The sequence below is a fragment of the Lysobacterales bacterium genome (genome assembly GCA_016703225.1).
Classification (GTDB): domain Bacteria; phylum Pseudomonadota; class Gammaproteobacteria; order Xanthomonadales; family Ahniellaceae; genus JADKHK01.
In genome coordinates this window covers 142,296-163,776 of record JADJCM010000003.1, presented here as the reverse complement: position 1 = coordinate 163,776, position 21,481 = coordinate 142,296, and the positions used below count along the sequence as shown (strand labels likewise).

Annotated in this window: 13 protein-coding genes and 2 pseudogenes; 10 read left to right on the top strand and 5 right to left on the bottom strand. The window is 66.2% G+C overall.

The window, feature by feature from the left end; translation table 11 throughout:
- Window positions 1–7 precede the first annotated feature (7 nt).
- Window positions 8–632: pseudogene (locus IPG63_13905) on the top strand (CoA transferase subunit B).
- A gap of 44 nt (window positions 633–676) precedes the next feature.
- On the top strand, window positions 677–2,344 hold the full coding sequence (locus IPG63_13900) for a hypothetical protein (GenBank protein ID MBK6728329.1): 1,668 nt from the start codon (window positions 677–679) through the stop codon (window positions 2,342–2,344).
- A 4-nt stretch (window positions 2,345–2,348) separates the two neighbouring features.
- Here the strand turns inward: IPG63_13900 and IPG63_13895 are convergent, their stop codons facing one another.
- Both IPG63_13895 and IPG63_13890 read right to left on the bottom strand, forming a co-directional pair.
- Entirely contained in the window at window positions 2,349–3,164 is an 816-nt protein-coding gene (locus IPG63_13895) for a UDP-2,3-diacylglucosamine diphosphatase (GenBank protein ID MBK6728328.1), read from the bottom strand.
- Window positions 3,161–4,900 carry a lysophospholipid acyltransferase family protein gene (locus IPG63_13890; GenBank protein MBK6728327.1) on the bottom strand — a complete coding sequence of 580 codons (1,740 nt, stop codon included), beginning with the start codon at window positions 4,898–4,900 and terminating at the stop codon, window positions 3,161–3,163. The genes IPG63_13895 and IPG63_13890 overlap by 4 nt, the downstream gene beginning before the upstream one ends.
- Before the next feature lie 232 nt (window positions 4,901–5,132).
- On the opposite strand from IPG63_13890, the gene IPG63_13885 reads away from it, so the two are divergent.
- The 5 genes from IPG63_13885 (at window position 5,133) to IPG63_13865 (ending at window position 15,674) form a co-directional block, all read left to right on the top strand.
- Entirely contained in the window at window positions 5,133–6,347 is a 1,215-nt protein-coding gene (locus IPG63_13885) for a methionine adenosyltransferase (protein ID MBK6728326.1), read from the top strand.
- A gap of 101 nt (window positions 6,348–6,448) precedes the next feature.
- Window positions 6,449–9,625 (top strand): hypothetical protein, encoded by a 3,177-nt coding sequence (locus IPG63_13880; protein MBK6728325.1) that lies wholly within the window; start codon window positions 6,449–6,451, stop codon window positions 9,623–9,625.
- Window positions 9,626–9,788: 163 nt separating this feature from the next.
- Window positions 9,789–13,043 carry a hypothetical protein gene (locus tag IPG63_13875; protein MBK6728324.1) on the top strand — a complete coding sequence of 1,085 codons (3,255 nt, stop codon included), beginning with the start codon at window positions 9,789–9,791 and terminating at the stop codon, window positions 13,041–13,043.
- A gap of 91 nt (window positions 13,044–13,134) precedes the next feature.
- Window positions 13,135–14,901, top strand: a complete 1,767-nt coding sequence (locus IPG63_13870; protein MBK6728323.1) for an Eco57I restriction-modification methylase domain-containing protein — start codon at window positions 13,135–13,137, stop codon at window positions 14,899–14,901.
- A 5-nt stretch (window positions 14,902–14,906) separates the two neighbouring features.
- Window positions 14,907–15,674 carry a restriction endonuclease gene (locus IPG63_13865; protein MBK6728322.1) on the top strand — a complete coding sequence of 256 codons (768 nt, stop codon included), beginning with the start codon at window positions 14,907–14,909 and terminating at the stop codon, window positions 15,672–15,674.
- Window positions 15,675–15,716: 42 nt separating this feature from the next.
- On the opposite strand, the pseudogene IPG63_13860 reads toward IPG63_13865, so the two are convergent.
- Window positions 15,717–16,768 (bottom strand): annotated as a pseudogene (locus IPG63_13860) (nucleotidyltransferase domain-containing protein).
- A gap of 159 nt (window positions 16,769–16,927) precedes the next feature.
- Between IPG63_13860 and dbpA the strand changes: the two are divergent.
- Genes dbpA through IPG63_13845 form a run of 3 tightly spaced genes read left to right on the top strand, consistent with a single transcriptional unit; the run spans window position 16,928 to window position 19,030 of the window.
- Window positions 16,928–18,307 carry an ATP-dependent RNA helicase DbpA gene (dbpA, locus tag IPG63_13855; GenBank protein ID MBK6728321.1) on the top strand — a complete coding sequence of 460 codons (1,380 nt, stop codon included), beginning with the start codon at window positions 16,928–16,930 and terminating at the stop codon, window positions 18,305–18,307.
- A 50-nt stretch (window positions 18,308–18,357) separates the two neighbouring features.
- Window positions 18,358–18,618, top strand: a complete 261-nt coding sequence (locus IPG63_13850) for a hypothetical protein (GenBank protein ID MBK6728320.1) — start codon at window positions 18,358–18,360, stop codon at window positions 18,616–18,618.
- Between the two features lies 1 nt (window position 18,619).
- Window positions 18,620–19,030 carry a type II toxin-antitoxin system VapC family toxin gene (locus IPG63_13845; protein MBK6728319.1) on the top strand — a complete coding sequence of 137 codons (411 nt, stop codon included), beginning with the start codon at window positions 18,620–18,622 and terminating at the stop codon, window positions 19,028–19,030.
- A 4-nt stretch (window positions 19,031–19,034) separates the two neighbouring features.
- On the opposite strand, the gene IPG63_13840 is transcribed toward IPG63_13845, so the two are convergent.
- Together IPG63_13840 and IPG63_13835 are read right to left on the bottom strand one after the other, a co-directional pair.
- Window positions 19,035–20,252, bottom strand: coding sequence for an EAL domain-containing protein (locus IPG63_13840; protein MBK6728318.1), 1,218 nt, complete (start codon window positions 20,250–20,252; stop codon window positions 19,035–19,037).
- A gap of 16 nt (window positions 20,253–20,268) precedes the next feature.
- Window positions 20,269–21,477 (bottom strand): HD-GYP domain-containing protein, encoded by a 1,209-nt coding sequence (locus tag IPG63_13835; GenBank protein ID MBK6728317.1) that lies wholly within the window; start codon window positions 21,475–21,477, stop codon window positions 20,269–20,271.
- Between the last annotated feature and the right edge of the window lie 4 nt (window positions 21,478–21,481).

Below are 21,481 nucleotides of genomic sequence, written 5' to 3'. Positions count from 1 at the left end.
AATCGACATGCCCTGGACCCGCGATGAAATGGCGCAGCGCGCCGCGAAAGAACTTTCCGACGGCGCGTATGTGAACCTCGGTATCGGCCTGCCGACGCTGGTCGCGAACTTCATTCCCGAGGGCATGGACGTGTGGCTGCAGAGCGAAAACGGCCTGCTCGGCATCGGCCCGTTCCCGACCGAGGCTGAAGTCGATGCCGACCTGATCAACGCCGGCAAGCAGACGGTCACCGCGCGAAGGCGCCAGTTACTTCGGCAGCCATGATTCGTTCGCGATGATCCGCGGCGGCCACATCGACGTCACCATCCTCGGCGCGATGCAGGTGACGCACCAGGGCGACCTTGCCAACTGGATGGTGCCGGGCAAGATGGTCAAGGGCATGGGCGGCGCGATGGACCTGGTCGCGGGCGTGAAGCGCGTGGTGGTGCTGATGGAACACACCGCCAAGGGCGGCGAACACAAGATCCTGCCGCAGTGCACGCTGCCGCTGACCGGCGTCGGCGTGGTCAATCGCATCATCACGGAACTCGCGGTGATGGACGTGACACCGCAGGGCTTGAAGCTGGTCGAGACCGCACCGGGCGTCAGCGTCGAGGAACTGCGCGAGAAGACCGGCGTTTCGCTGCTCTGATCCTCCGGGTACGCTTGGGCTCCCGACCGAGAGGAGCCTGCGCCATGAACCTGCGCATCGCCGGCATTGCCGGCATCGTCCTGGGCACGCTGTTCAGCGCCGGCGTCGGCGCTGAATCGACCCACTACATCGTGTTCGCCGGCGAGCCGGGACAACCCGCGCAACCGGTGTTCTACGCGCGCGTCGAGCGCGCCGCCGACGCCGCACCGGAACCGAGCGACGATGCCGCCGAACTGAGTTACCGACCGCTGCGCGCCGGCGTGGCCGGTGCCGAGCGCCGCGTCGAACGTCCGCTGCTGCGCGCCGAGTTCGCGCGCGATCCCGAGCACGGCGACCTGCACCTCGAAATGCGGCCGCTGCCGGCGACGACCGAGAACAGTTTCCTGCTGCGCCTGCCGGTGGCCGCGGCCGATGCGATCGAACTGGACGATGGCCGCGTGTTCGATCTCGAAGCGCTGGCGCGCGATGCGGCGCGACTGCCGCTCGCCGGCATCGAGGCGCAGGTCGAACTGCAACGTGCGCCGAACACCGGCCCACCCGCCAACCGCGTCGACATTCTGGTGCTTGGCGATGGCTACACCGCAGCGCAAACCGCGACCTTCGCCACCCATGCGCAGAACCTCTACGACGCGATGTTCAATGTCAGTCCCTACGAGGACTACGCCAACCTGGTGAACTGGACCGCCGGCTTCGTTACCTCGAACCAGTCCGGCGCCGACCATCCGCCCTACCAGGCCGGATGCGGCACCCTCGCCTGCTGCGCCGACAGTGCCGCCAGCACTGATCCGTTTGCCGGCCAGTTCAGCGACACCGCGCTCGACGCGCGCTTCTGCACCAGCAACATCCACCGCCTGCTGACGACCAGTTCCAGCAAGACCATGGCGGCAGCCGCTGCGTACGCGAACTGGGACCACATCCTGGTGACCGTGAACGACAGCGTGTACGGCGGCGCCGGCGGCAGCTATGCGGTGACTTCGGCGAATGCCTCGGGGCCGCTGGTGGTGATCCACGAATACGGCCACAGCTTCACCAAGCTCGCCGACGAATACACCTCGGCCTACCCAGGCTTCCCGGCCTGCAGTGACATCACCTCACCGCCCTGCGAAGCCAATGTCACCAACCAGACCACGCCGGCGCTGATCAAGTGGGCGCCGCTGCTGACGCCGGCAATCCCGATTCCGACGCCGCCGGGCACCGCCGGCACCGGCCTGTTCGAGGGCGCACGCTACCTCACCACCGGCATGTATCGGCCGACGTATTCGATGTGCCTGATGCGTTCGCTCGGCAGCACCTTCTGCCCGGTCTGCGCGGCGGCCTACGTCAAGCGCCTGTATAGCGGCGGCTTCGGCGCGCCGGCGGCCGGCATCGACCTGATCGAACCCGGAACCGAATCGCCGCCCTCATCGGGCCCGGTGGCCTACACCGCCGGCGACAGTCTCAGCGTCGGCGCCACGGTGCTGGTGCCCACGCTCGGCTCGGTGACGCGGCAATGGCTGCTCGATGGCGTCGAGATCCCGGGCGCCACCGGCAGCAGCCACGTGTTCAATCAGGCCACCGCCACGCCGGCCACGCGCACGCTGCGCCTGCGCGTGACCGACACCACCGGCACCCTGCCCACGAGCATGGCTGGCGGTGTGCTCGAACACACCCGCGACTGGACGATCAACATCTCGGCTTCGATCGGACTGATCTTCGCCAACGGCTTCGAATAGGGGCTCACGCCGCCGCGTCGATCCAGCGCGGCGGCGCCAGTTCGACTTCGACCTGCCCGGCGATTCCGATCTGGCGCAGGGCCAGCGTGCCGTCGCGGGACTCGGTCAGCGCGGTCAGGCTTTCGACCCAGTCGCCGTCGTTGGCGTACACCAGCCCGTCGATCTCGCGCAGTTCCGGCCGGTGGATGTGGCCGCAGACCACGCCATCGAGACCGCGCCGTCGCACGTCGGCGAGGACGGCCGCGCGAAAGCGCGCGATGTAGCGCTCGGCACCGCTGCTCTGCCGCTTGAGAAACCCCGCGAGCGAGAAGTAGCGATAGCCGAAGCGTGCTCGCAGCCGGTTCCAGCGACGATTGCCGCCGAGCAGGATGCGTTCGTACAGCCACTCGCCCAGCCATTCGCCGGCGCCGCCGAGGCGCACCTCGTCATCGAACTCGTCGCCATGGGTGACGAGCAGGCGGCGCCCGTCCGCGGTGGTGTGCACCGCACGCCGGCGCATGCGCACGCCCGGCAGCGCCAGTCCGCACCAGCGACGCAAGGGACCATCGTGGTTGCCGGGGATGTAGACGACGTCGACGCCACGGCGCAGCAGCCGTTGCAGGGCGTCGAGCACCTGCGTGTGCGCCGCCGACCAGGCCGCGCGCCGACGCAACAGCCAATGCAGGTCGAACACGTCGCCGACCAAGTAGAGCCGCTCGCATCGCACGGTTTCCAGAAACCCGGCCAGCGCTTCGGCGTGGCAGTGCGGCGAACCGAGGTGCAGATCGGAGAGGAACACGCTGCGCAGTGCCGGGCGCAGTGCCACGACCCCAGCGTTCATGCCGCGACTCCGGCGAGCACGTTGCGGCCGCCGGCCGGCGGCTCCAGGTAACGCGCGCGCTTCTTCGCGGTCACGCGGTCCAGATCGACCAGGATCAGGCCATCGACCACGCTGGCGAAATCCGGGTCGGTACCAAAGGCAAGGAAGCGCGCGCCGCCGGGTTCGCACAGTTCGGTGTATTGCTTGTACAGCGTCGGCACGCGCGCGCCGAGCGCGGCGAGGTTGTCGCGCAACACGCGCATCGCCGCATCGGCATCCAGGTCGTCGAACAGCGACGCGACCGCATCGACCGCGAAGGGCCGATGCGACGACGCCAGCCGGCGCGCCTCGCCATGAAAGCGCTGGTAGTAGGCGACCAGCAGGGCGCGGGCGCGCGGCGACAACTCGGCACTGATCGAAACCGGCCCGAACAGGCGGCGGATTTCCGGATGCGCGCGCAGATAGGCGCCGATCCCGAGCCACAGGTAGTCGAGGCTGCGCGAGCCCCAGTACTTCGGCTGCACGAAGCTGCGCCCGAGTTCCATCGCGTCGTCGAGCTGCGCCATCAGCTCGGGCGAGAAGTCGAACAGGCTGGCGGTGTACAGGCCGGAGATGCCGCGCTGGCTCAGGATCGGCGCGCAGCGACCGACGCGGTACGCACCGGCGACTTCCAGCCGCTCCTCGTCCCACAGCACAAGCTGGTCATAGTGCGCGTCGTAGCGATCGAGATCGAGACGCTTGCCGCTGCCCTCGCCCACCGCGCGGAAGGTGAACTCGCGCAGACGTGCAATCTCTCGCATCAGCGGCCGGTCCGGATCGAGCCGCCCGGCGCAGATGCGCTTGCCGTCCGGTGTGCGACCGAGTTCTTCCAGGCGACATAGGTCGATGATCTGATCGCGCAGTTTCGGTGCATGCAGGATCGGCGTGGGTCGGGTCGGCAGCAGGTCGCGACCGCGCGCGAGTGCCTCGGTACCTGCGCGCACCAGTGCCAGTCGACCGGCGCTGTCGGCGGCACATGCCTGCAACTGCAGCGGCGTCACCGGCTTGCCGACGCGCAGTTCGATGCGTTGACCGCGGCGCGTGAACATCTCGCGCGGCAGCATCGCCGTACCGAGCGGCGACGCGAGCCGCGACAGCCCGTAGAACCAGGCCGAGTTGCGGCCCGAGACATGCACCGGCACGATCGGCGCGTTCGCGTTCTCGGCGAAGCGCAGGAAGCCGCGCCGCCAACGCGCGTCGCGCACGCCGCGCCAGCCGAGGCGCGAGACGGCGCCGGCCGGAAACACAATCAGCGCCTGCTCCTCGGCCAGCGCCTGTTCCGCTGCGGCGATCGACTCGGCCGCGGGCTTGCCACCGAGAATGCGAAACGGCAACAGCAGGTCGGTCAATGGCTCCAGCGACAGCAGCAAATCGTTCGCCAGGATCTTCACGTCGCGACGCACACTGCCGACACACTGCAGCAGGGCCAGCGCATCGACCGCGCCGAGCGGATGGTTGGCAACGATCACGCAGCGCCCGTGCTCGGGAATGTGCTCGCGTTCGACATGGTCGACCAGACAGCGCGCATCCAGATGGTCGAGCGCGGCCTCGACGAATCCGAAGCCGCGCAAATGCGCATTGCCGGCGAGAAACGCATTGATCTCGGGCACCCGTGAAAATCGCGACAGCGCGCGCGCCAACGGCCGCGAAACGTGCGCGCGACGGCCATGGAACCAGTGCGGGAAGCGTGCCTGCAGCGTCGCCTCAAGATCGATCATGGACTGCCCCCGTAGCTTCGACGGGAGCACAGGCTACGGCGTCACCGCGTCAGATCGATTGCGCCGAGGTGCGATCGCGATGACCATGGCACGACAGTTCCGTGTCGGCGGCCGTGAATGGCCACCGAACGCAAACGCCCCTTGCCGCTAAAGTGCTGCGCGGCGCGCGCGAGTTCTGTATAGTGCCGGCCCCTTTCAATCCCGCCATCCGAATCAAAGGATATTTGCCTCGATGAGCAGCTATCTCTTCACCTCCGAATCCGTTTCCGAAGGCCATCCCGACAAGCTCGCCGACCAGATCTCCGATGCCGTGCTGGACGCGATCCTCGCGCAGGACAAGCGCGCCCGTGTCGCCTGCGAAACGATGGTGAAGACGGGTGCCGCGATCGTCGCCGGCGAGATCACGACGGACGCCTGGGTCGACATCGAGGCGCTGGCGCGCAAGGTCATCAACGACATCGGCTACGACAATTCCAAGGTCGGCTTCGACGGCCACACCTGCGCCATCATCAACATGCTCGGCAAGCAGTCGCCGGACATCAACCAGGGCGTGGACCGCAAGAAGCCGGAGGAACAGGGCGCCGGCGACCAGGGCCTGATGTTCGGCTACGCCTGCAACGAAGCCCCGGAATACATGCCGGCGCCGATCTATTACTCGCATCGCCTGGTCGAACAGCAAGCCAAGATCCGCAAGAAGAAGAATTCGCCGCTACCGTGGCTGCGCCCGGACGCGAAGTCGCAGGTCACGCTGCGTTATGACGGCAACAAGATCGCCGGCATCGACGCGGTCGTGCTCTCGACCCAGCACGACGAGGACGTGAAGCAGAAGCACCTGGTCGAAGCGGTGATGGAAGAGATCATCAAGCCGGTGCTGCCGTCCAAGCTGATCGACAAGAAGACCAAGTTCCACATCAACCCGACCGGCAAGTTCGTGATCGGTGGCCCGGTGGGCGACTGCGGTCTGACCGGTCGCAAGATCATCGTCGACAGCTACGGCGGCATGGCCCGCCACGGCGGCGGCGCGTTCTCGGGCAAGGACCCGTCCAAGGTCGATCGTTCGGCTGCATACGCTGCGCGCTACGTCGCGAAGAACCTCGTCGCGGCGGGCTTGGCCGACAAGTGCGAAGTCCAGGTCAGCTACGCCATCGGCGTGGCCGAACCAACCTCGATCTCGGTGACGACGTTTGGCACCGGCAAGATCAGCGACGACAAGATCGAGAAGCTGATCCGCGCGCATTTCGACCTGCGCCCCTACGGCATCATCCAGATGCTGGATCTGATCCACCCGGTGTACCAGGCCACCGCGAGCTACGGCCACTTCGGCCGCAAGCCCTACGAGCACGAATACACCGACGCCGCCGGCAAGAAGCACAAGGCCACCGCGTTCTCGTGGGAAAAGACCGACCGCGCCGAAGCCCTGCGCAAGGCCGCCGGCCTCAAGTCCTGAATGTAGGAGGGCCACTTGTGGCCCGATGCTCTGCACCAACACGGCCCGCGCAAGCGGGCCGTTCTGGTTCTCACATCGATACAAGATCAGGAGAAGGATCCATGCTGAATCCGATTCGCGGCGTCCGCCAGTTCGCGTTGACGTTGTCGGTGCTGTGCTCTTGCGCGCAAGCCACCCCGCAATCTCCCTTCCTGCAACTGGATGCGCAGATCGGACGTGAGCCGGCGAGCACTGCTGCGCAGCCGATCTACACGCAGGAGAGTGGCGAAGGATTCCGCGTCCATTTCCAGGATCCGGTGTCGGCAGACACCTTCCAAGTCTTCGTCGACCCGAACCTGGTTGCAACGCCGATCGTCGATTCCGTCGTCGGGGCGTCGCCGGCCTGCCGCGACAGCATCGATGACCAAACAGAACTGGGGCCGCACGTGCTGTGCCGGAATATCGCGAGCGACGCATTCGGCAGTCACTTCTACGTCGATGGCCACAGCGACGAAATTGTCAGCTTCGCCAAGGACGGACAGCGCTACGTGCGAGCACTCGGCTTTGACGCGCAAGCGTGGCGTGCAACCGCGATGGCTGCCTCGGACGGTGGCGCGGTGTTTGCGATTCCGACCGCTGCGCAACGACTCGAGTTGCTCGCCGTCGACGCCCGCATGAACCCGCGCTGGCGGCACGATCTCGGATCCTTTGCCAACGACGGCCGGGCACAGCCGGGCGCGCAGGGCAGCGCCCGCGTGCTTGTACGCACGCAGGGCTCGAGCCTGCGGATCGATCGGATCGCGGCCGATGGCACGCTGTCGTCGCAAGCCAATCTCGCGATCGCCCCGGGGCTCGCGGCGAGCAATGTCTCGCTCGACGCGGCTGGCAATGTTTTCGTCGCGCTCGCCAACCCCGAGGCCGCCAGCTCGCTGCTGTGGCGGGTTTCGGGTGAGGGCGTCGTCTCCCATGAAGCCGTGCTCAACTGCGACCTCGGCCTCCACGGCGGGTTCTCCTGGCCGACGCCGCCGCCGGTCTGCATCCCGGTCAGTCAGGGGATGCACACGCACTGGCTGTCGCTGGCTGCCGACGGCTCCCTCTCCCTGTTCAAGACTCGGGCCGACACGACCCCGCAGTTGGCCTGGGCTTCGCCCGACCCCGTCCTGTCGATGGCGCTGAGCAGCGAGGGGGCAACTCTGCTCGTCGCCGAAGGCCCTGGCACCGGGCTGCTGCCTGTCCCACGATTGGTCCGCGTTGGCTACGCGGCGAGCGAACGGCGTGATCCCGCAGTGGTGACGCCCGAACCGCGCGGCAGCTCGACCCCCAGCGCGCACCTGCTCGCCGATGGCCTGCTCGTTGACGATCGCCAGGGATTCTCCTCCGCCGCGCTTCGCCGCTACGAATCCGACGGCAGCTTGCGCTGGCGGATGCCGCTCGCACCGGGTCACGAACATGCCGGCCACAATGCAGAGCAGGCCTGCGCCGCCAGCAGCAGGAGCTACGTGATCGGTACGCAGCCGCTGGGCGAAGTCGAGTGTTACCGCCAAAGCGACGGCGTGTCGGTGTTGAGCGCGAGCCTTGCGGATGTGCGCGTAGTCGCTCCCGGAGTATTGCCGCTGCGCCGGGTCGGTCGCGTCTTCGCATTCTTCCGGCCGGAGACTGCCGGCGCGGCCACTCGCCTGTACCAACTTCGTCAGGGCGAAACGCCACGTCTGCTGGCCGACCACTTCCAGTCGCCAAGCGCCTGGACCGACGCGCAGGATCGATTGTTGGTCGTCGACACCGTCTCGGCGCCGATGCGTTTCGAACGCTACGACGCGAATGGCAATCACATCGCGGGTGGTCAGCTGCCGGCGTCGGTCATGTACCTGCACAGCGCGATGTTCGACCCGCAGGACCGGCTATGGATCGACTTCAGCAGCGGCGGGGACGGGACGAAGCAGCTTGCCCGTATTGCGGAGGACGGCAGCTTCGCCGACGCGACCCGTCGCATCCTGTCCGGTGGCGACCTCGTTTCCATCGACGCGCTCGACAGCGGCATGCTGTTCATGATCAAGCGCACACCGACCGGTGGGCCGGACGGCTCACCGGATGCGACGCTGTATGCGCTGAATGCCGACGGCAGCGAGCGCTGGTTCCACCCCGCGCATGCAGACATGCCGACGATGCTGGCCGTGCATCTTTCACCGCAGCGGGTGCGCGTGCTCGAGGCCGGACTCTCACCGGCGCGTTCGTGGCGAATCACCGATCTCAACCCGTCGACTGGCGATGCCGTCACCAGTGCGACCACGCTGCCTTGGCCAACGCAGCTCCGCGGCCGGCTGCCGGTGGTGCGTGCGCGTGATGCCGATGCATTCGTGTTTGCGGGCGACGACGGCCACGCGCTCGCGCTCGGCAGCGTCGGACTGGTCGATGCGTCCGCGATCGCCGACGCCGCACCCGCCCTGTCCGGCGTCTGGGTGATGCCGGGTTTGAGCGGCCAGGGATTCGTGTTCGAGCACAATGCCAGTGCCGGCGTGCTCTCGGCTGCGTGGTACTCGCACGATGCCGCCCAACCTTGTTGCGACTACGATCATTCGACCTTGCGCTGGAACACGCTGGCCGGCCAGATCGTTCAGGGCGACAGCATGACCCAGACACTCTCGATCTTCGAAAACCGCGGCGGGGTCTTCGATGACGCACCTGCCACCACCGCGAACGCCGTTGGCGAGGCCTCGGTCAGCCTGATCGACTGTGACCACGCGACGCTCAGCTACCGCTTCGACGACGGGCGCGTGGTGCCGCGCACGGTCGCGCTGCTGCGTGCTTCACCACGCACCAGCACCTGCAGCCTACGCATTCCTGGCTCGCCCGACACCACGACGACGCCACCCGCCTACACACCGGCGTCCGATCTCGCCGGCGCCTGGTTCGAGCCGCGCACTTCGGGCCAGGGCCTGCACATCGCGATCTATCCGCCCTCCGGCGAAACCGTGACCGAGACCGTCGGACTCGGCTGGTTCACCTACGACCCCGCCGGTGCGGCCGACGAGAGCACGCAGCAGCACTGGTTCACCGCCTCCGGCAGCTTCGACGACGCCAGCGAGCAGCGCGCCGCACTGACGCTCTACCGCACCACCGGCGGAAATCGCGACAGCATCGCGACGCAGAACACGCACCGCGTCGGCGAAGCCACGCTGGAGCGCATCGACTGCGACTCGGCAACGCTCAGCTACCGCTTCGACGACACCCTCATCGCCAACAGCTTCGCGCTGCGCACGCGCGTCATTCCGCTGCAGCGGCTCGGCGGCTGCCGCCCCTGAGCCGGGGCGGGCTTGCGGCTCGGCAGTCTCGGTCCGGAATGGCGTGCATCCGATCCAACCGTGGCCACCGCCGAAGTCGCGCGCCCATCGCATCATCCGCTGCTGGGGGAAGGCGCCTGCAGCTGCGTCGTGAAAAGCACACCACGACGAGCTCCGCACCTCTATGACGATCCGCCCGCACCGCTACTTTGAACCTGTCGACGCTCCGCCGCCAACAGCACGCATCATTTCGACCGGCTTGTGCTGCGCCGTGTTGCTGGCGGCTGCAACGCTGGCCAGGGCACATGAGTTCGACACGTGGACACTGGCGCATACGGGGGTTCCGGTCGCCAGCTTGAACAAGGCGGTCGCGCTCGACAATGGCGACATCGTGCTGCACGAAAGCAGCGGGCAGAACTTTCATCGATATTCGCACTTCGATGCGAGTGGCCGCCTCCAGGGCGCCACCTCGTTTTGGGATCGACGCCTCGTGCTCGGGTCCAGCAACGCGCATGGTCTGGTCAGCGCCGGCTGCAACTCAGGAGACATCAGCGAACGTTCCGCCGACGGCCAACTGCGCTGGCGCTTCGTGCCCACGGCCTGGCGTCTCGACTGCGACTGGATCGAACCCCAGTGGCAAACCGGTATCGACCGCGACGGACGCGTCTGGCACTTTACCTGGCGATCCTGGACCGTCGGAACGGTCCACGCCGAATCCGGCCAGGTCGGGCATCTCGACTTCGCCCAGACCGTCGCGGCCGACACCACCGAGCTGCGCCTGTTTGCCTGGCCAAGCCGCAGCGGCGCAGTGTTGGCCGCGGGCAGCGCGTCGGCACCGCAGTTCGCGGCGATCGACGCAACTGGCAGCGTGCTCTGGCGCCATCAACTGCCTGCTCCCAGCGCGACCAATGCCGAATGGGATCTCCGGCATGCACTTTTTGCGACCAGCAATCGATCTGGCGCAGTCGCACTCACCGACTTCGTCGGGCAGTCGCACGATAACGGTTCCATGAGTTACTCCTTCGAAACGCTTGGCGTTCACATCGCCGTGGTCGACTCGTCCGGCCGTTTGATCTGGCGCCGCGATGTCACCGATCGAGAACCGATGACTTTTGTCGCGCAGCACCTGTTCGACGACGGCACGCTGGCCGTGGTGACCCGACCTGGCCTGCGCATGCGTCTGTTCGCAGCCGATGGCACTTTGCTCACGGATCACACCGACGGAGAGATGCGCTGGTGCCACGTCGTCGCGCCGCGCGGCCGCCATTGGGCGATCTGCACTAGATACGGCCAACTGAACAAAGCGATCTCGCTCGATGACGGTAGCAGTCGTGTTCTGACATCGATTGGGATCGAGCATCTCGTTCGCCGAACCGATGGCTCTGCGCTCATCTTCGAGAAATCAACACCGCCATTCACTGCCGAGGTCTTCGACGGATCGAACACATCGACGATGATCGACTTCACCAACCCGAACGGAATGGGCTACTCCCTTGCGTCGCCGATTGGCAGCCGCGCTCTGGCAAACGGCGACCAGCTGTTGCTGTTGAGCAATGGACTCAGCCGCGTCAACCGCTCCGGTGACGTGCTCTGGACCCGACCGCTACCCAATACCTACGGGACAAGTGCGAGCGGTGGCCTGATCGCCGGGGACCAGTCGCAATTGCTGCTGGTTGCAGACCACGCCTGCTTCGTCCGCAGCGACCCGCAACGGCGCGTGCTCTGTTACCACCAAGACACCGGCAACCAGTCGCTGTCGCGCCTGTTGAGCGGTACGGCGACCGAAAGGGTCTGGGTGATCGCTCGCAACGGCGCACTGGAACTGCTGTTTCGCGATGTTGCGCTGTATGTGCAGCACTGGTTGCTGAACCTGGGTGGCGAATTGGTGATGAGCCGCGACCTCGGTGTCGGCACGGCGGTCTGGCTCGATGCCGACGGCGCGTTGGCACAACGCCAGCAGGACAGTGCATTGATCACATCGGACCCCGATGCCGCAGCGCCGGTGGTGCACCCCTTGCCCGCGGACTCACCATTGCGCACCGAACAGATCGTCAACCGCATCGACCGTAGCACCTGGTTGTCACTCGGCTCCCCGGCTACGTCGGGTGCCACTTCGGTGCAGGTACGCGTCCATGACGCGAGCTTCAGGCAGCTCTGGTTGCGCGACTTCCCCGTCACGCCCGGCGCACTGACGCTGGTGTCGACCGACGCCGACTACGTCAAGTTGCTGCTGCGAGATTCCACCGGCGCCCGCCAGATGCAGTTCCTGAGCGCGACGACCGGAGAGCCCGTCGCTCCCGCCCTCGCGATGCCGTATCCAGGCGCCGTGCTGCGCGGTCCTGCGGGCGCCTTCGGCCTGACGTACGCGGACCGGGGAACGATCGTCTGGCGCACCTGGGACGCACTCGGTCGCGAACTGGGGTCTCATGCTTGGCGGTGCCCGCAATACTGCGGAGCGGGCGGCGCGACCATCAACGGCGGGCGACTCGACGGGTTCACCTTTGGACGCGAAGAAACGTTCGCGTTGGCGCTCGAAGACGCCTTCGCGCCACGCCGCGCACCACACGGCGACGACGGCGCGATTGCCGGCGTGTTCACCGCCGCGAACGAGACCAATCGCGGTTATGTGATCGACTGGCTGCCTTCCTCGCGCACGCTGTTCGTCGCACGCTTCGCCGGTGACACCTCGAATGAGACGCGACGCGAACTGCTCGATTGGGAGACGATGCAGGGCACCGTGTCCGCTGGCGCGAGCGAAATCACCCTGTCGCATTATCACACTGCCGACGGTCGCTTCGCTGCAGCGGACAATGCGACGATCACGCGCTTTGGCAGCGCAACCTTCCGCTTCGACGGCTGCGATGCCGCCGAAGTGGTGCTCACCGACACCTCTGGTGCACAGCCCGTCACGGAAGTCGTGCACCTGCTTCGCAGCGGTCCGCGCGTGAAGACCTGCGCCCTGCTCGATGGCACCCAGATCGCAGCACAGGCGACGCGGCCGGCGCGCGGCGGTTTCGACACACGCCAGTCCGGCGCCTGGGTCGCCGCCGGTGCCAGCGACCAAGGCCTGCTCGCTGCCGTGTTGCCCGCGACCGCCGACGGCAACGGCGTGTTCTTCGCGCCGTGGTTCACCTACTGGACCGACGTCGGCGCGAACCCCGGCACGGCGAACCGTCACTGGCTGGTCCTGCAGGGCGCACTGACGCCGGCCAGCAACGGCAGCGCCGCACTGACCATCTACCGCGCGACCGCGGGATCGTACGGACCGGTGCGACCAAGCGATACCCATCGTATCGGCACCGCGACCTGGACCCTGGTCGACTGCGAGCACGCAACGCTCGACTACCAGTTCGACCCAGGCGAACTGGCGCGACCGTACGCAGGCCGCAGCGGCACACTCAACTTCTCCCGCCCCGGTGCGTGTAGCGGGGGGCCGTGATTCGAGCGGGGCTCTTCGCCTGCGTTACCCCGGTTGCCTGACTGATATCCTGCTCACACCCCGTGGCAATACCGGAATGGAATCACACCAGATGGCTTCGCTGTTCGACAGTCTCGGTCCGGAATGGCGTGCACCCGATGTGATCGAGGCCGTGCGCAGCATGGCCGAGGCGGATGCGACCGACCGCGGCGCAGTGTTCACCCGCGTGGAGATCGTTGAAGCCATTCTGGACCTGAGCGGATACACCGCAAACCGTCCGCTAAGCACCTACCGATTGCTGGAACCCTCGTTCGGCGACGGCGATTTCCTGGTCCCGGCGGTTTCCCGCCTACTGGCGTCGGTCCGACGTTCCGGGCAGCAACCTGCACGGTCCCTCACCGCGTTGCGGTTGGCCGTGCGCGGCGTCGAACTCAGCCGCGAGCACCACGCGCGCACTACCCGGCGATTGGTTGCATTGCTCTGCGATAACGGGCTCAGTGATACCGAGGCCCATTCGCTCTGCAAGACATGGCTGCTCTGCGATGACTTTCTGCTCTGCGAGCTTGGCACCGAATTCGACTTCGTGGTCGGCAATCCGCCGTATGTGCGGCAGGAGCGGATTCCCGCAGCTCTGCTCAGCGAGTATCGCGCCCGCTTCAACACGCTTTACGATCGCGCCGACTTGTATGTGCCGTTCTACGAGCGCGCGCTCGATCTGTTGAAGTCCGACGGCACCCTCGGCTTCATCTGCGCGAACCGTTGGCTCAAGAACAAGTACGGGGGTCCGTTGCGAAACAAGATCGCTTCCGGCTTCCATGTAACGCACTTCATCGACATGGAGGGCGTCGATGCGTTCCATGCCGATGTCATCGCCTATCCGGCCATCACCATCATTCGCCGCCCAGCCCTCCCCGGCGTCAGCGCGCTGCCGACGCGCATCGCCGCCCGTGGCGCTGCATCGGCCATGGCGCTGGGTGAACTGTCGGAACGGCTCGCGTCGCCGGCAGCCAACGACGACGCGGTGCAACAGGTCATGCTCGGTGGATACGGTGACGCGCCGTGGCTGTTCGACGATGAGCCTCGCCTTGCCCTGTTGCGAAAGATCGAAGCGCGCTTTCCCACCATTGAGCAGGCGGGGTGCAAGGTCCGCATCGGCGTCGCCACCGGTTGCGACCGCGTGTTCATCGGCGACTTCGAGGCGCTGGATATTGAATCGGCGCGCAAGCTGCCGCTGGTGATGGCCCGAGATCTGGTCGATGGCCACATTCAGTGGGGTGGCAAGGGCCTGGTCAATCCATTCGAAACGGACGGCCGACTTGCCCCGCTCGCTGCCTATCCGAAGTTCGCGGCCTACATCGACCGGCATCGCGAGGCCGTCGCCGGACGTCATGTCGCGGCGCGCAGCGGTGATCGCTGGTACCGAACGATCGATCGCGTCTACGCCGAACTGGTGCAGCGCCCCAAACTGTTGATTCCCGACATCAAGGGCGCTTCGACCGTCGTTCTCGATGAAGGCCACTACTACCCGCACCACAACCTCTATTTCGTAACCGCCGAGGATTGGGACATCCGCGCTTTGCAGACGGTGTTGCGGTCTTCCATCAGCATCCTGACCGTGGCGAGTTACTGCACGCGCATGGCCGGCGGCTTCCTCCGGTTCCAGGCGCAATACCTGCGCCGCATCCGGGTTCCACGCTGGCAGCAGGTTCCGCTGTCGCTCCGCAGCGAACTCGTTGCCGCGTCGAAATCGCTGAATCAGAACGACATCGACGCGCCCGTGTTCGCACTGTTCGGCCTCACACCGGCAGAACAGAACCTGGTCCGCACCGAGGCCGACGCGGCCCAGGTCACCACCGCGCGCAGGAAGCTCCGCGCTTGAGCCGCCTGCTGCCGCCCGACTTTGACGAGTGCGTCAACCGGGCGGTTGCGGCGTTCTGGCGTGGCCGGGCCTCCGCCATCGGAAAGTCCCAGGGCGGCTCGCGCGATGGCGTGCTCGCCGGCAAGAACATGGACGGCTTCGTCGGGCTCGTCGTGCAAGTCGCGGTGCATTGCGGCCTGGACGCCGCAGCCGTTCGCACCCGCAAGTCCGATCTGGTGCTGCCAGGGTTCTTCCGGGCGACGAAAAACTGGGACGTGCTCGTGATCCACGAGGACCGACTGGTGGCGGTGTTCGAGTTCAAGTCCCAGGTCGGATCGTTCGGCAACAACTTCAACAATCGCAGTGAAGAAGTGATCGGATCGGCTGCGGATCTCTGGGTTGCCCACCACCACGGCGCGTATGGTTCAGGCCCGCACCGCAGCCGCAGCGTGGTGGCCGAGTATCAGCCCGCGCTACTGAATCCGGCGATCCAGTCCGACCCGCGTCCGCCCTTTCTCGCCTGGCTGATGTTGCTGGAAGAATGCGATGCATCATTGCGCTCGGTGCGCTGCGACGAACCGAACTTCCCGGTGTTCGCGGAATTCAAGTCGGCCTCGTATGCGCGGCGATACCAGATTCTTTGCGAGCGACTGGTCGAACGCCAACTCTATAGCGCTGCGGCACTGGAACTTTCCGCACGAGACAGTTCAGCCTCCCACGCCCTGTCCGCGAGCACCAGCATCAGGAACCTGTTCGCGGAGTTCGCCGGCCGGGTGCTCGCCGCCTTGGCATGAACCAGCGTGCACAAGCCCGTGCCGCCCAAGCTCGTCTTCCGGCTATTCACCGGCTGCTTTCAGCCACTTCAGCGGTTCAAGTTCCGGCGCGACACGTTGCAACGCCGCGCGCCCACGCAGCACGCGGCTGACCCAGCCCGGCCCGCGCCCGAGCATGTCCTTCCAGGCATCTTCCACTTGGCCGGGGGCGAGTTCTTTCAGCGCGCTGAGCGCCATCGCAGCCTGAAGGATGTCTTTGTTCGACTTCGCAATCCGGCTTACAGGCCGCTCGCCGGCAACGATCAGCTTGTGCAACGCGTAGCGGGCAGGATGCGGCACGTTGACGATGCAGGCACCCGACTTGCAGAACAGAACCGCCTGCTGCAAGTCCTCCAGCAGGTATTCCATGAACTTCAGCGGTTGCAGGCGAATGCCCAACTTCGGGTGCAGGTACGGTTCGTGGCCGCCGCGATACAGCGGCGTCAGGAAATCGATCTGGAAATCGGGCTCGCGCGGATCGATGTAGCTGGCGCCGACGGCGCCGTCGGAATGGCGGATCGGCAGCAGCCCCATTTGCAGCGATTCGATCGCTGCGTGCACGTCGATGTCAGCATCAACCGGAAGCGCGATCGACATCGATCTGCCTGCGTGCGCGAAGTCGACGTCCTGGGTTCTCTGCCCGTCGCTCCAATGCATTCCAAGCATGTTGCCAAAGACAGAAATGCATGCGTGCCAACGAGCACGCCTCCCGCTCGGAAGAATCCATAGTCCGAGAGGCGTTGCGCCACCTTGAAGTGGCGCGCCAGTATTGGTGCATTCCCCAGGGCTTCCGCTGATTGAGCCAAAGGCGGCAACGCCTCGCGCATTCCGGCCTGAGCGCGGGCATCGATCAAGGCGTGAACTCGGACGCTGTCGGGCCCCACGTAGACTTGCCGCTTGCTGCCCGAAACATCAAGGAACTGGTAGTACCAGTAGTCCTTGCCTTTGACAGTCTTGCGCGTGAACGTCCCCGGCAAGTCCGCGACCGTGCGCGACAATTCGGCAGCCTGTGCGGCGTCGAACAGTTGTGCATAGGCAGTTTGTGCGGAACTGGTGAGTGCCGTGTACAGGATCATGTCGGCCTCGGCTTGATCAACCGGTTTTGAATCTATCGCATCGGTTATACGCAATCAACGCAAACGTGCGTATAACCGCGAACGAGCCGCCGGAGCAGGCGCGCGGATCAGGCGGCAACGCTGGAGGTACGTGACAGCCGGCCATGCGATCATGTCGGCATGAATCCATTTTCCGAACTGAGCCTGAGCGAGGCCCTGGTCAAGGGGCTGGCGTCGATTGAATACCTTGAGATGACGCCGATCCAGGCGGCGGCGTTGCCGTTGATCCTGGCCGGGCACGACGTGATCGCGCAGGCGCGCACCGGCAGCGGCAAGACCGCCGCGTTCGCGCTCGGCTTGCTGCAGATGCTCGATGTCGGGTCGGTGCAACTGCAGGGGCTGGTGCTCTGCCCGACGCGCGAACTGGCCGATCAGGTCAGCAAGGAGATCCGCCGCATCGCCCGACCGCTGCCGAACGTCAAGGTGCTGACGCTGTGCGGCGGCGTGCCGCTGCGCCCGCACCTCGCTTCGCTGGCGCACGAGCCGCACATCGTGGTCGGCACGCCGGGGCGCATTCTCGAACTGATCCAGAAGCAGGCGCTGCCGCTGAAGGCGTTGCAGATGCTGGTGCTGGATGAGGCCGACCGCATGCTCGACATGGGCTTCGCCGACGACATCGCGGCGGTCCTGAAGGCCGCGCCGAAGGAACGCCAGACGCTGCTGTTCTCGGCGACCTATCCGGATGCGATCCGCGAGATCTCGAAGCGGTTCCAGCGCGATCCGGAAACGATCACGGTCGATGCCGAACCGGCGCACAGCGACATCAGCCAGCAATGCATCGAGGTCGCCAGCGACGAACGCAAGCTCGACGCGCTGATCGACCTGCTGGTCACGCACCGGCCGGAATCGGCGCTGGTGTTCTGCAACACCCGCCATGCCACGCGCGATGTCGCCGAGTCGCTGGAGCGCTGCGGGTTTTCGGTGCTGGCCCTGCACGGCGACCTGGACCAGCGCGAGCGCGACGAGATGCTGGTGCGCTTCGCCAACCACAGTTGCACCGTGCTCGTCGCCACCGATGTCGCCGCGCGCGGGCTCGACATCAAGGAGCTGCCGATGGTGGTGAATTTCGAGGTCGCCAGCGACGCCGATGCACACACCCACCGCATCGGTCGCACCGGCCGTGCCGGCGCACAGGGCCTGGCGCTGACGCTGTTCACGCCACGCGAAGCGGGCCGCATCAACACCGTCGAGGCGAACCTCGGACGCACGCTGCCCAAGGTGCCGCTGCCGCGCGTGCAGGGCAAGCCGCTGCCGCTGCTGAGCACGCATCTGACCCTGGCCGTCGATGGCGGCCGCGCCGACAAACTGCGCCCGGGCGATCTGCTCGGCGCGCTCACCGGCACTGCCGGCCTGCCCGCGGACGCGGTCGGCAAGATCGACATTTTCCCGACCCGCAGCTACGTCGCCATCGCCCGCAGCCACGCCGACATCGCCCTGCATCGCCTGCGCGACGGCAAGATCAAGGGCCGCAATTTCCGCGTGCGCCGCATCGGGCATTGAGGCGCACACTGCTATCATTTCCGCCATCAACATGCAGCCGGAGTGATGTCATGGCCACCATGAGTATCCGTGGAATCGATCGCAAGGCCGGTGACCGACTGAAGCGTCAGGCTCGGAGCGAGGGCAGCAGCTTGAACAAGCTGGCGGTGCGTTTGCTGCAGGGAGAGGCGCCGAAGCTGCGCGGCGCGGCGGCGTTGCAGACCTACGAAGACCTGGACGCGCTGGCCGGAACCTGGACTTCACGCCAGGCGTACCAATTCGAGCATGGCATCGCAGCGTTTTCGGAAATCGACCCGGCGCTCTGGAAGTAGAGTGCGTCCGATCGCAATCGACACCAACGCATACGTCGCGTTCAAGCGCGGCGACAGCGCGATCATTGAAGTGCTGCGCCACGCGCCGGAGATCCTGGTGAGCGTCACCGTGCTCGCGGAACTGCTCGCCGGGTTCGCCGCGGGAACGCGAGAGGCCGTCAACCGTCGCGAATTGACCCTGTTCCTGGGCTCACCACGCGTGCGCCTGGTTGCAAGCACCGCGGCAACCGCGGACATCTACGCCTTGGTCTATGCCGCCCTACGGCGGAAGGGCACGCCGATACCCAGCAACGACTTGTGGATCGCCGCGAGTGCGCTGGAGCACGGCGTCGCATTGCTCACCCTGGATGCGCATTTCTCGCAGGTCGGTGGGCTGCGCACCGGCGCCTGCCTCGACGCCTTTCTGCCCTAGCCGCCTACAACCCGCCAATGAACTCCGCCGCCGGTTTCGGGCGGCCGAAGAAAAAGCCCTGGGCGAGGTCGCAGCCCATCGCGGTGAGGCGGTCCAGAGTCGGCTGATCTTCGACGCCTTCGGCGACGGCGGTCAGATCAAGGTGATGCGCGAGGTCGATCATCGAATGCACCAGCCGCGCCGAACGCGGGCTGTTGCAGATGTCGAGCACGAACTCCTGGTCGATCTTCAACTCGGTGGCGGGAAAGCGCTTGAGGTAGGCGAACGACGAATAGCCGATACCGAAATCGTCGATCGAGATGCCGAAGCCGTGGTCACGCAACTGACCGAGCACCACCGCGCTCAAGCTTGGGTCTTCCATCACCGCGCTTTCGGTCACTTCCAGCACCACGTCTGCGGCCGGCACGTCCCAGATCGCGAGCGAGTTCTGGAACTGCTCGACCAGCCCGGGCTCGTGGAACACGCGCGGCGAGACGTTGATCGAGAAGCGCAGGCGATGTCCCGCAGCGCGCGCGGTGGCGCAGTGCCGCAGCGTGGTATTGACGCTCCAGCGTGTCAGCGATTCGATCAGCCCGGTCTGCTCGGCGACCAGCACGAAATCGGTCGGGCTGATCGCGCCGTGCACTTCGCTGTTCCAACGCGCCAGCGATTCGGCGCCGATCACGCGCGCGGCGCGGATGTCCCACAGCGGCTGGAAGAACACCTCCAGGCGATTGTTGATGATGGCCTCGCGCAGGTCCACGTAGGGCGGATGCGCGCGCATGTGCTCCGGCTGGTGCAACTGATAGCGGTCGCGCGAAGTCAGCGCCAGCGCGAACGCGGCCTCCGCGGCCCGGCACAGCGGCTCAGCGGCGGCGCCGTGTTCCGGATACATCGCGATACCAAGCGTCGGCAACGCCTGTTGCAGTCGATCGCCGACCAGCAGCGGTTCACGGAACGCACGCACCAGGCGGTTCGCCGCGAGCAGCGCATGACCGCTGTCACGCAACGCTGGCAGCAGCAGGGCGAAGACGTTGTCGCCGATCGGCAAGATTCGGTCCTGCGGCCGCAGCGCCGTACGCACGCGAGTGCGCGCCGCGGTGCTCAGGAAATCACCGAACAGCAGCTGTTCTTCGCGGTGACGTTGCACGCGCAGCAGCAGCAGGGCGAAGCGTTCGCCGGCCTCGTCGGCACGCACGACCTCGGCCTCGATCTCGCGCAGCACATCAGCCCGGTTCAGCATCCCCGTGCCATCCGCATCAACCCAGGTAAAGTTCGGTCGGATCGAGGCCGTAGGCCCCGGGCTCCAGCGTCGCCACGACCTCGCGCTGCACGCCCTGATCTTCGCTCTGGCCCATCAGGTCGCACTCGATGAAATTCTCGCGCAGCACCTTGTCCGCGGTCATCAGCAGCATCACCCGCGGACGCAACCGGCGCGCGTGGTTCTGCGCCATCACGATCGCCACCTCGCCGCTGTTGAGCTCGACCAGCGACCCGGTCGGATACACGCTCAGGCATTGCATCAACTGTTCGACCACTTCGCGCTGGAACAACTGATCACCGTGGCGATACAGCTGTTGCAGCGCGTGGTGCGCCGACGCCGCCTTGCGGAACACGCGCGTGCTGGTCATCGCGTCGTAGGAGTCAATCAGCCCGGCGATGCGCCCGAACAGCGGGATCTGGTTGCGCATCAACCGGTCCGGGTAGCCGCTACCGTCGTGGCGCTCGTGGTGGGTCAGCACCATTTCGCGCACGTCGGCATGGTGGATGCCGGCCTCCTCGATGATGCGCAGGCTGTTCTCGACGTGCTTGCGCACCTGCCCGGTCTCCGCCTCGGTCAGAGCCTCCGGCTTGGCGAGCAGTGTCTCGTCGATCTCGGTCTTGCCCACATCCATCAACAGACCGCCGGTGGCGAGATTGACCAGCACGTCCTCGGTGAATCCCATGTGCCGACCGAAGGCGGCGGCGAGCAGGCTGCAATGGATGGCATGGCTGTATTCGTAGGCGTCGCGCTTGCGCAGGCTGGTCACCCAGAAATAGGCATCGGCATTGCGCAGCACCGACTTCACCACCGGCACCACCGCGTTGCGCACATCTTCGACGCTGAGCCGCTGTCCGGCACGCACCTCGTTGAGGATCTTGGCGGCCAGCGTCGACGCCTGGGCGTGTGCCTCGCGTGCGTGCGGCAGTTCCTCGTGCAGCGTCGCGCTATCCACATGTCGGACCACAGTACGCTGGCGCTCGTGCTGGCGCGGATGTGCCATGTAGGCGCGGATCGGCGTGTGGCTGCGCGGCACATCGACAAACACATGGTCGCAGTGCTGCCGCAGCACCTCGATCTGCTTCGGGTTCTGCACCAGGAAGCCTTCGAGCGGAAACGGCAGGCCAAGCCACGGCCGATCGAGACGGAACACGTACATGTCCGTCTTCAGATGGTCGACGTGCACTTGGCGTTCTTCGATTTCCACGCGT

Coding starts and splice junctions, on each gene's coding strand:
- IPG63_13900 (MBK6728329.1), top strand. CDS start 677: ATGAACCTGCGCATCGCCGGCATTGCCGGCATCGTCCTGGGCACGCTG.
- IPG63_13895 (MBK6728328.1), bottom strand. CDS start 3,164: ATGAACGCTGGGGTCGTGGCACTGCGCCCGGCACTGCGCAGCGTGTTC.
- IPG63_13890 (MBK6728327.1), bottom strand. CDS start 4,900: ATGATCGATCTTGAGGCGACGCTGCAGGCACGCTTCCCGCACTGGTTC.
- IPG63_13885 (MBK6728326.1), top strand. CDS start 5,133: ATGAGCAGCTATCTCTTCACCTCCGAATCCGTTTCCGAAGGCCATCCC.
- IPG63_13880 (MBK6728325.1), top strand. CDS start 6,449: ATGCTGAATCCGATTCGCGGCGTCCGCCAGTTCGCGTTGACGTTGTCG.
- IPG63_13875 (MBK6728324.1), top strand. CDS start 9,789: ATGACGATCCGCCCGCACCGCTACTTTGAACCTGTCGACGCTCCGCCG.
- IPG63_13870 (MBK6728323.1), top strand. CDS start 13,135: ATGGCTTCGCTGTTCGACAGTCTCGGTCCGGAATGGCGTGCACCCGAT.
- dbpA (MBK6728321.1), top strand. CDS start 16,928: ATGAATCCATTTTCCGAACTGAGCCTGAGCGAGGCCCTGGTCAAGGGG.
- IPG63_13850 (MBK6728320.1), top strand. CDS start 18,358: ATGGCCACCATGAGTATCCGTGGAATCGATCGCAAGGCCGGTGACCGA.
- IPG63_13840 (MBK6728318.1), bottom strand. CDS start 20,252: ATGCTGAACCGGGCTGATGTGCTGCGCGAGATCGAGGCCGAGGTCGTG.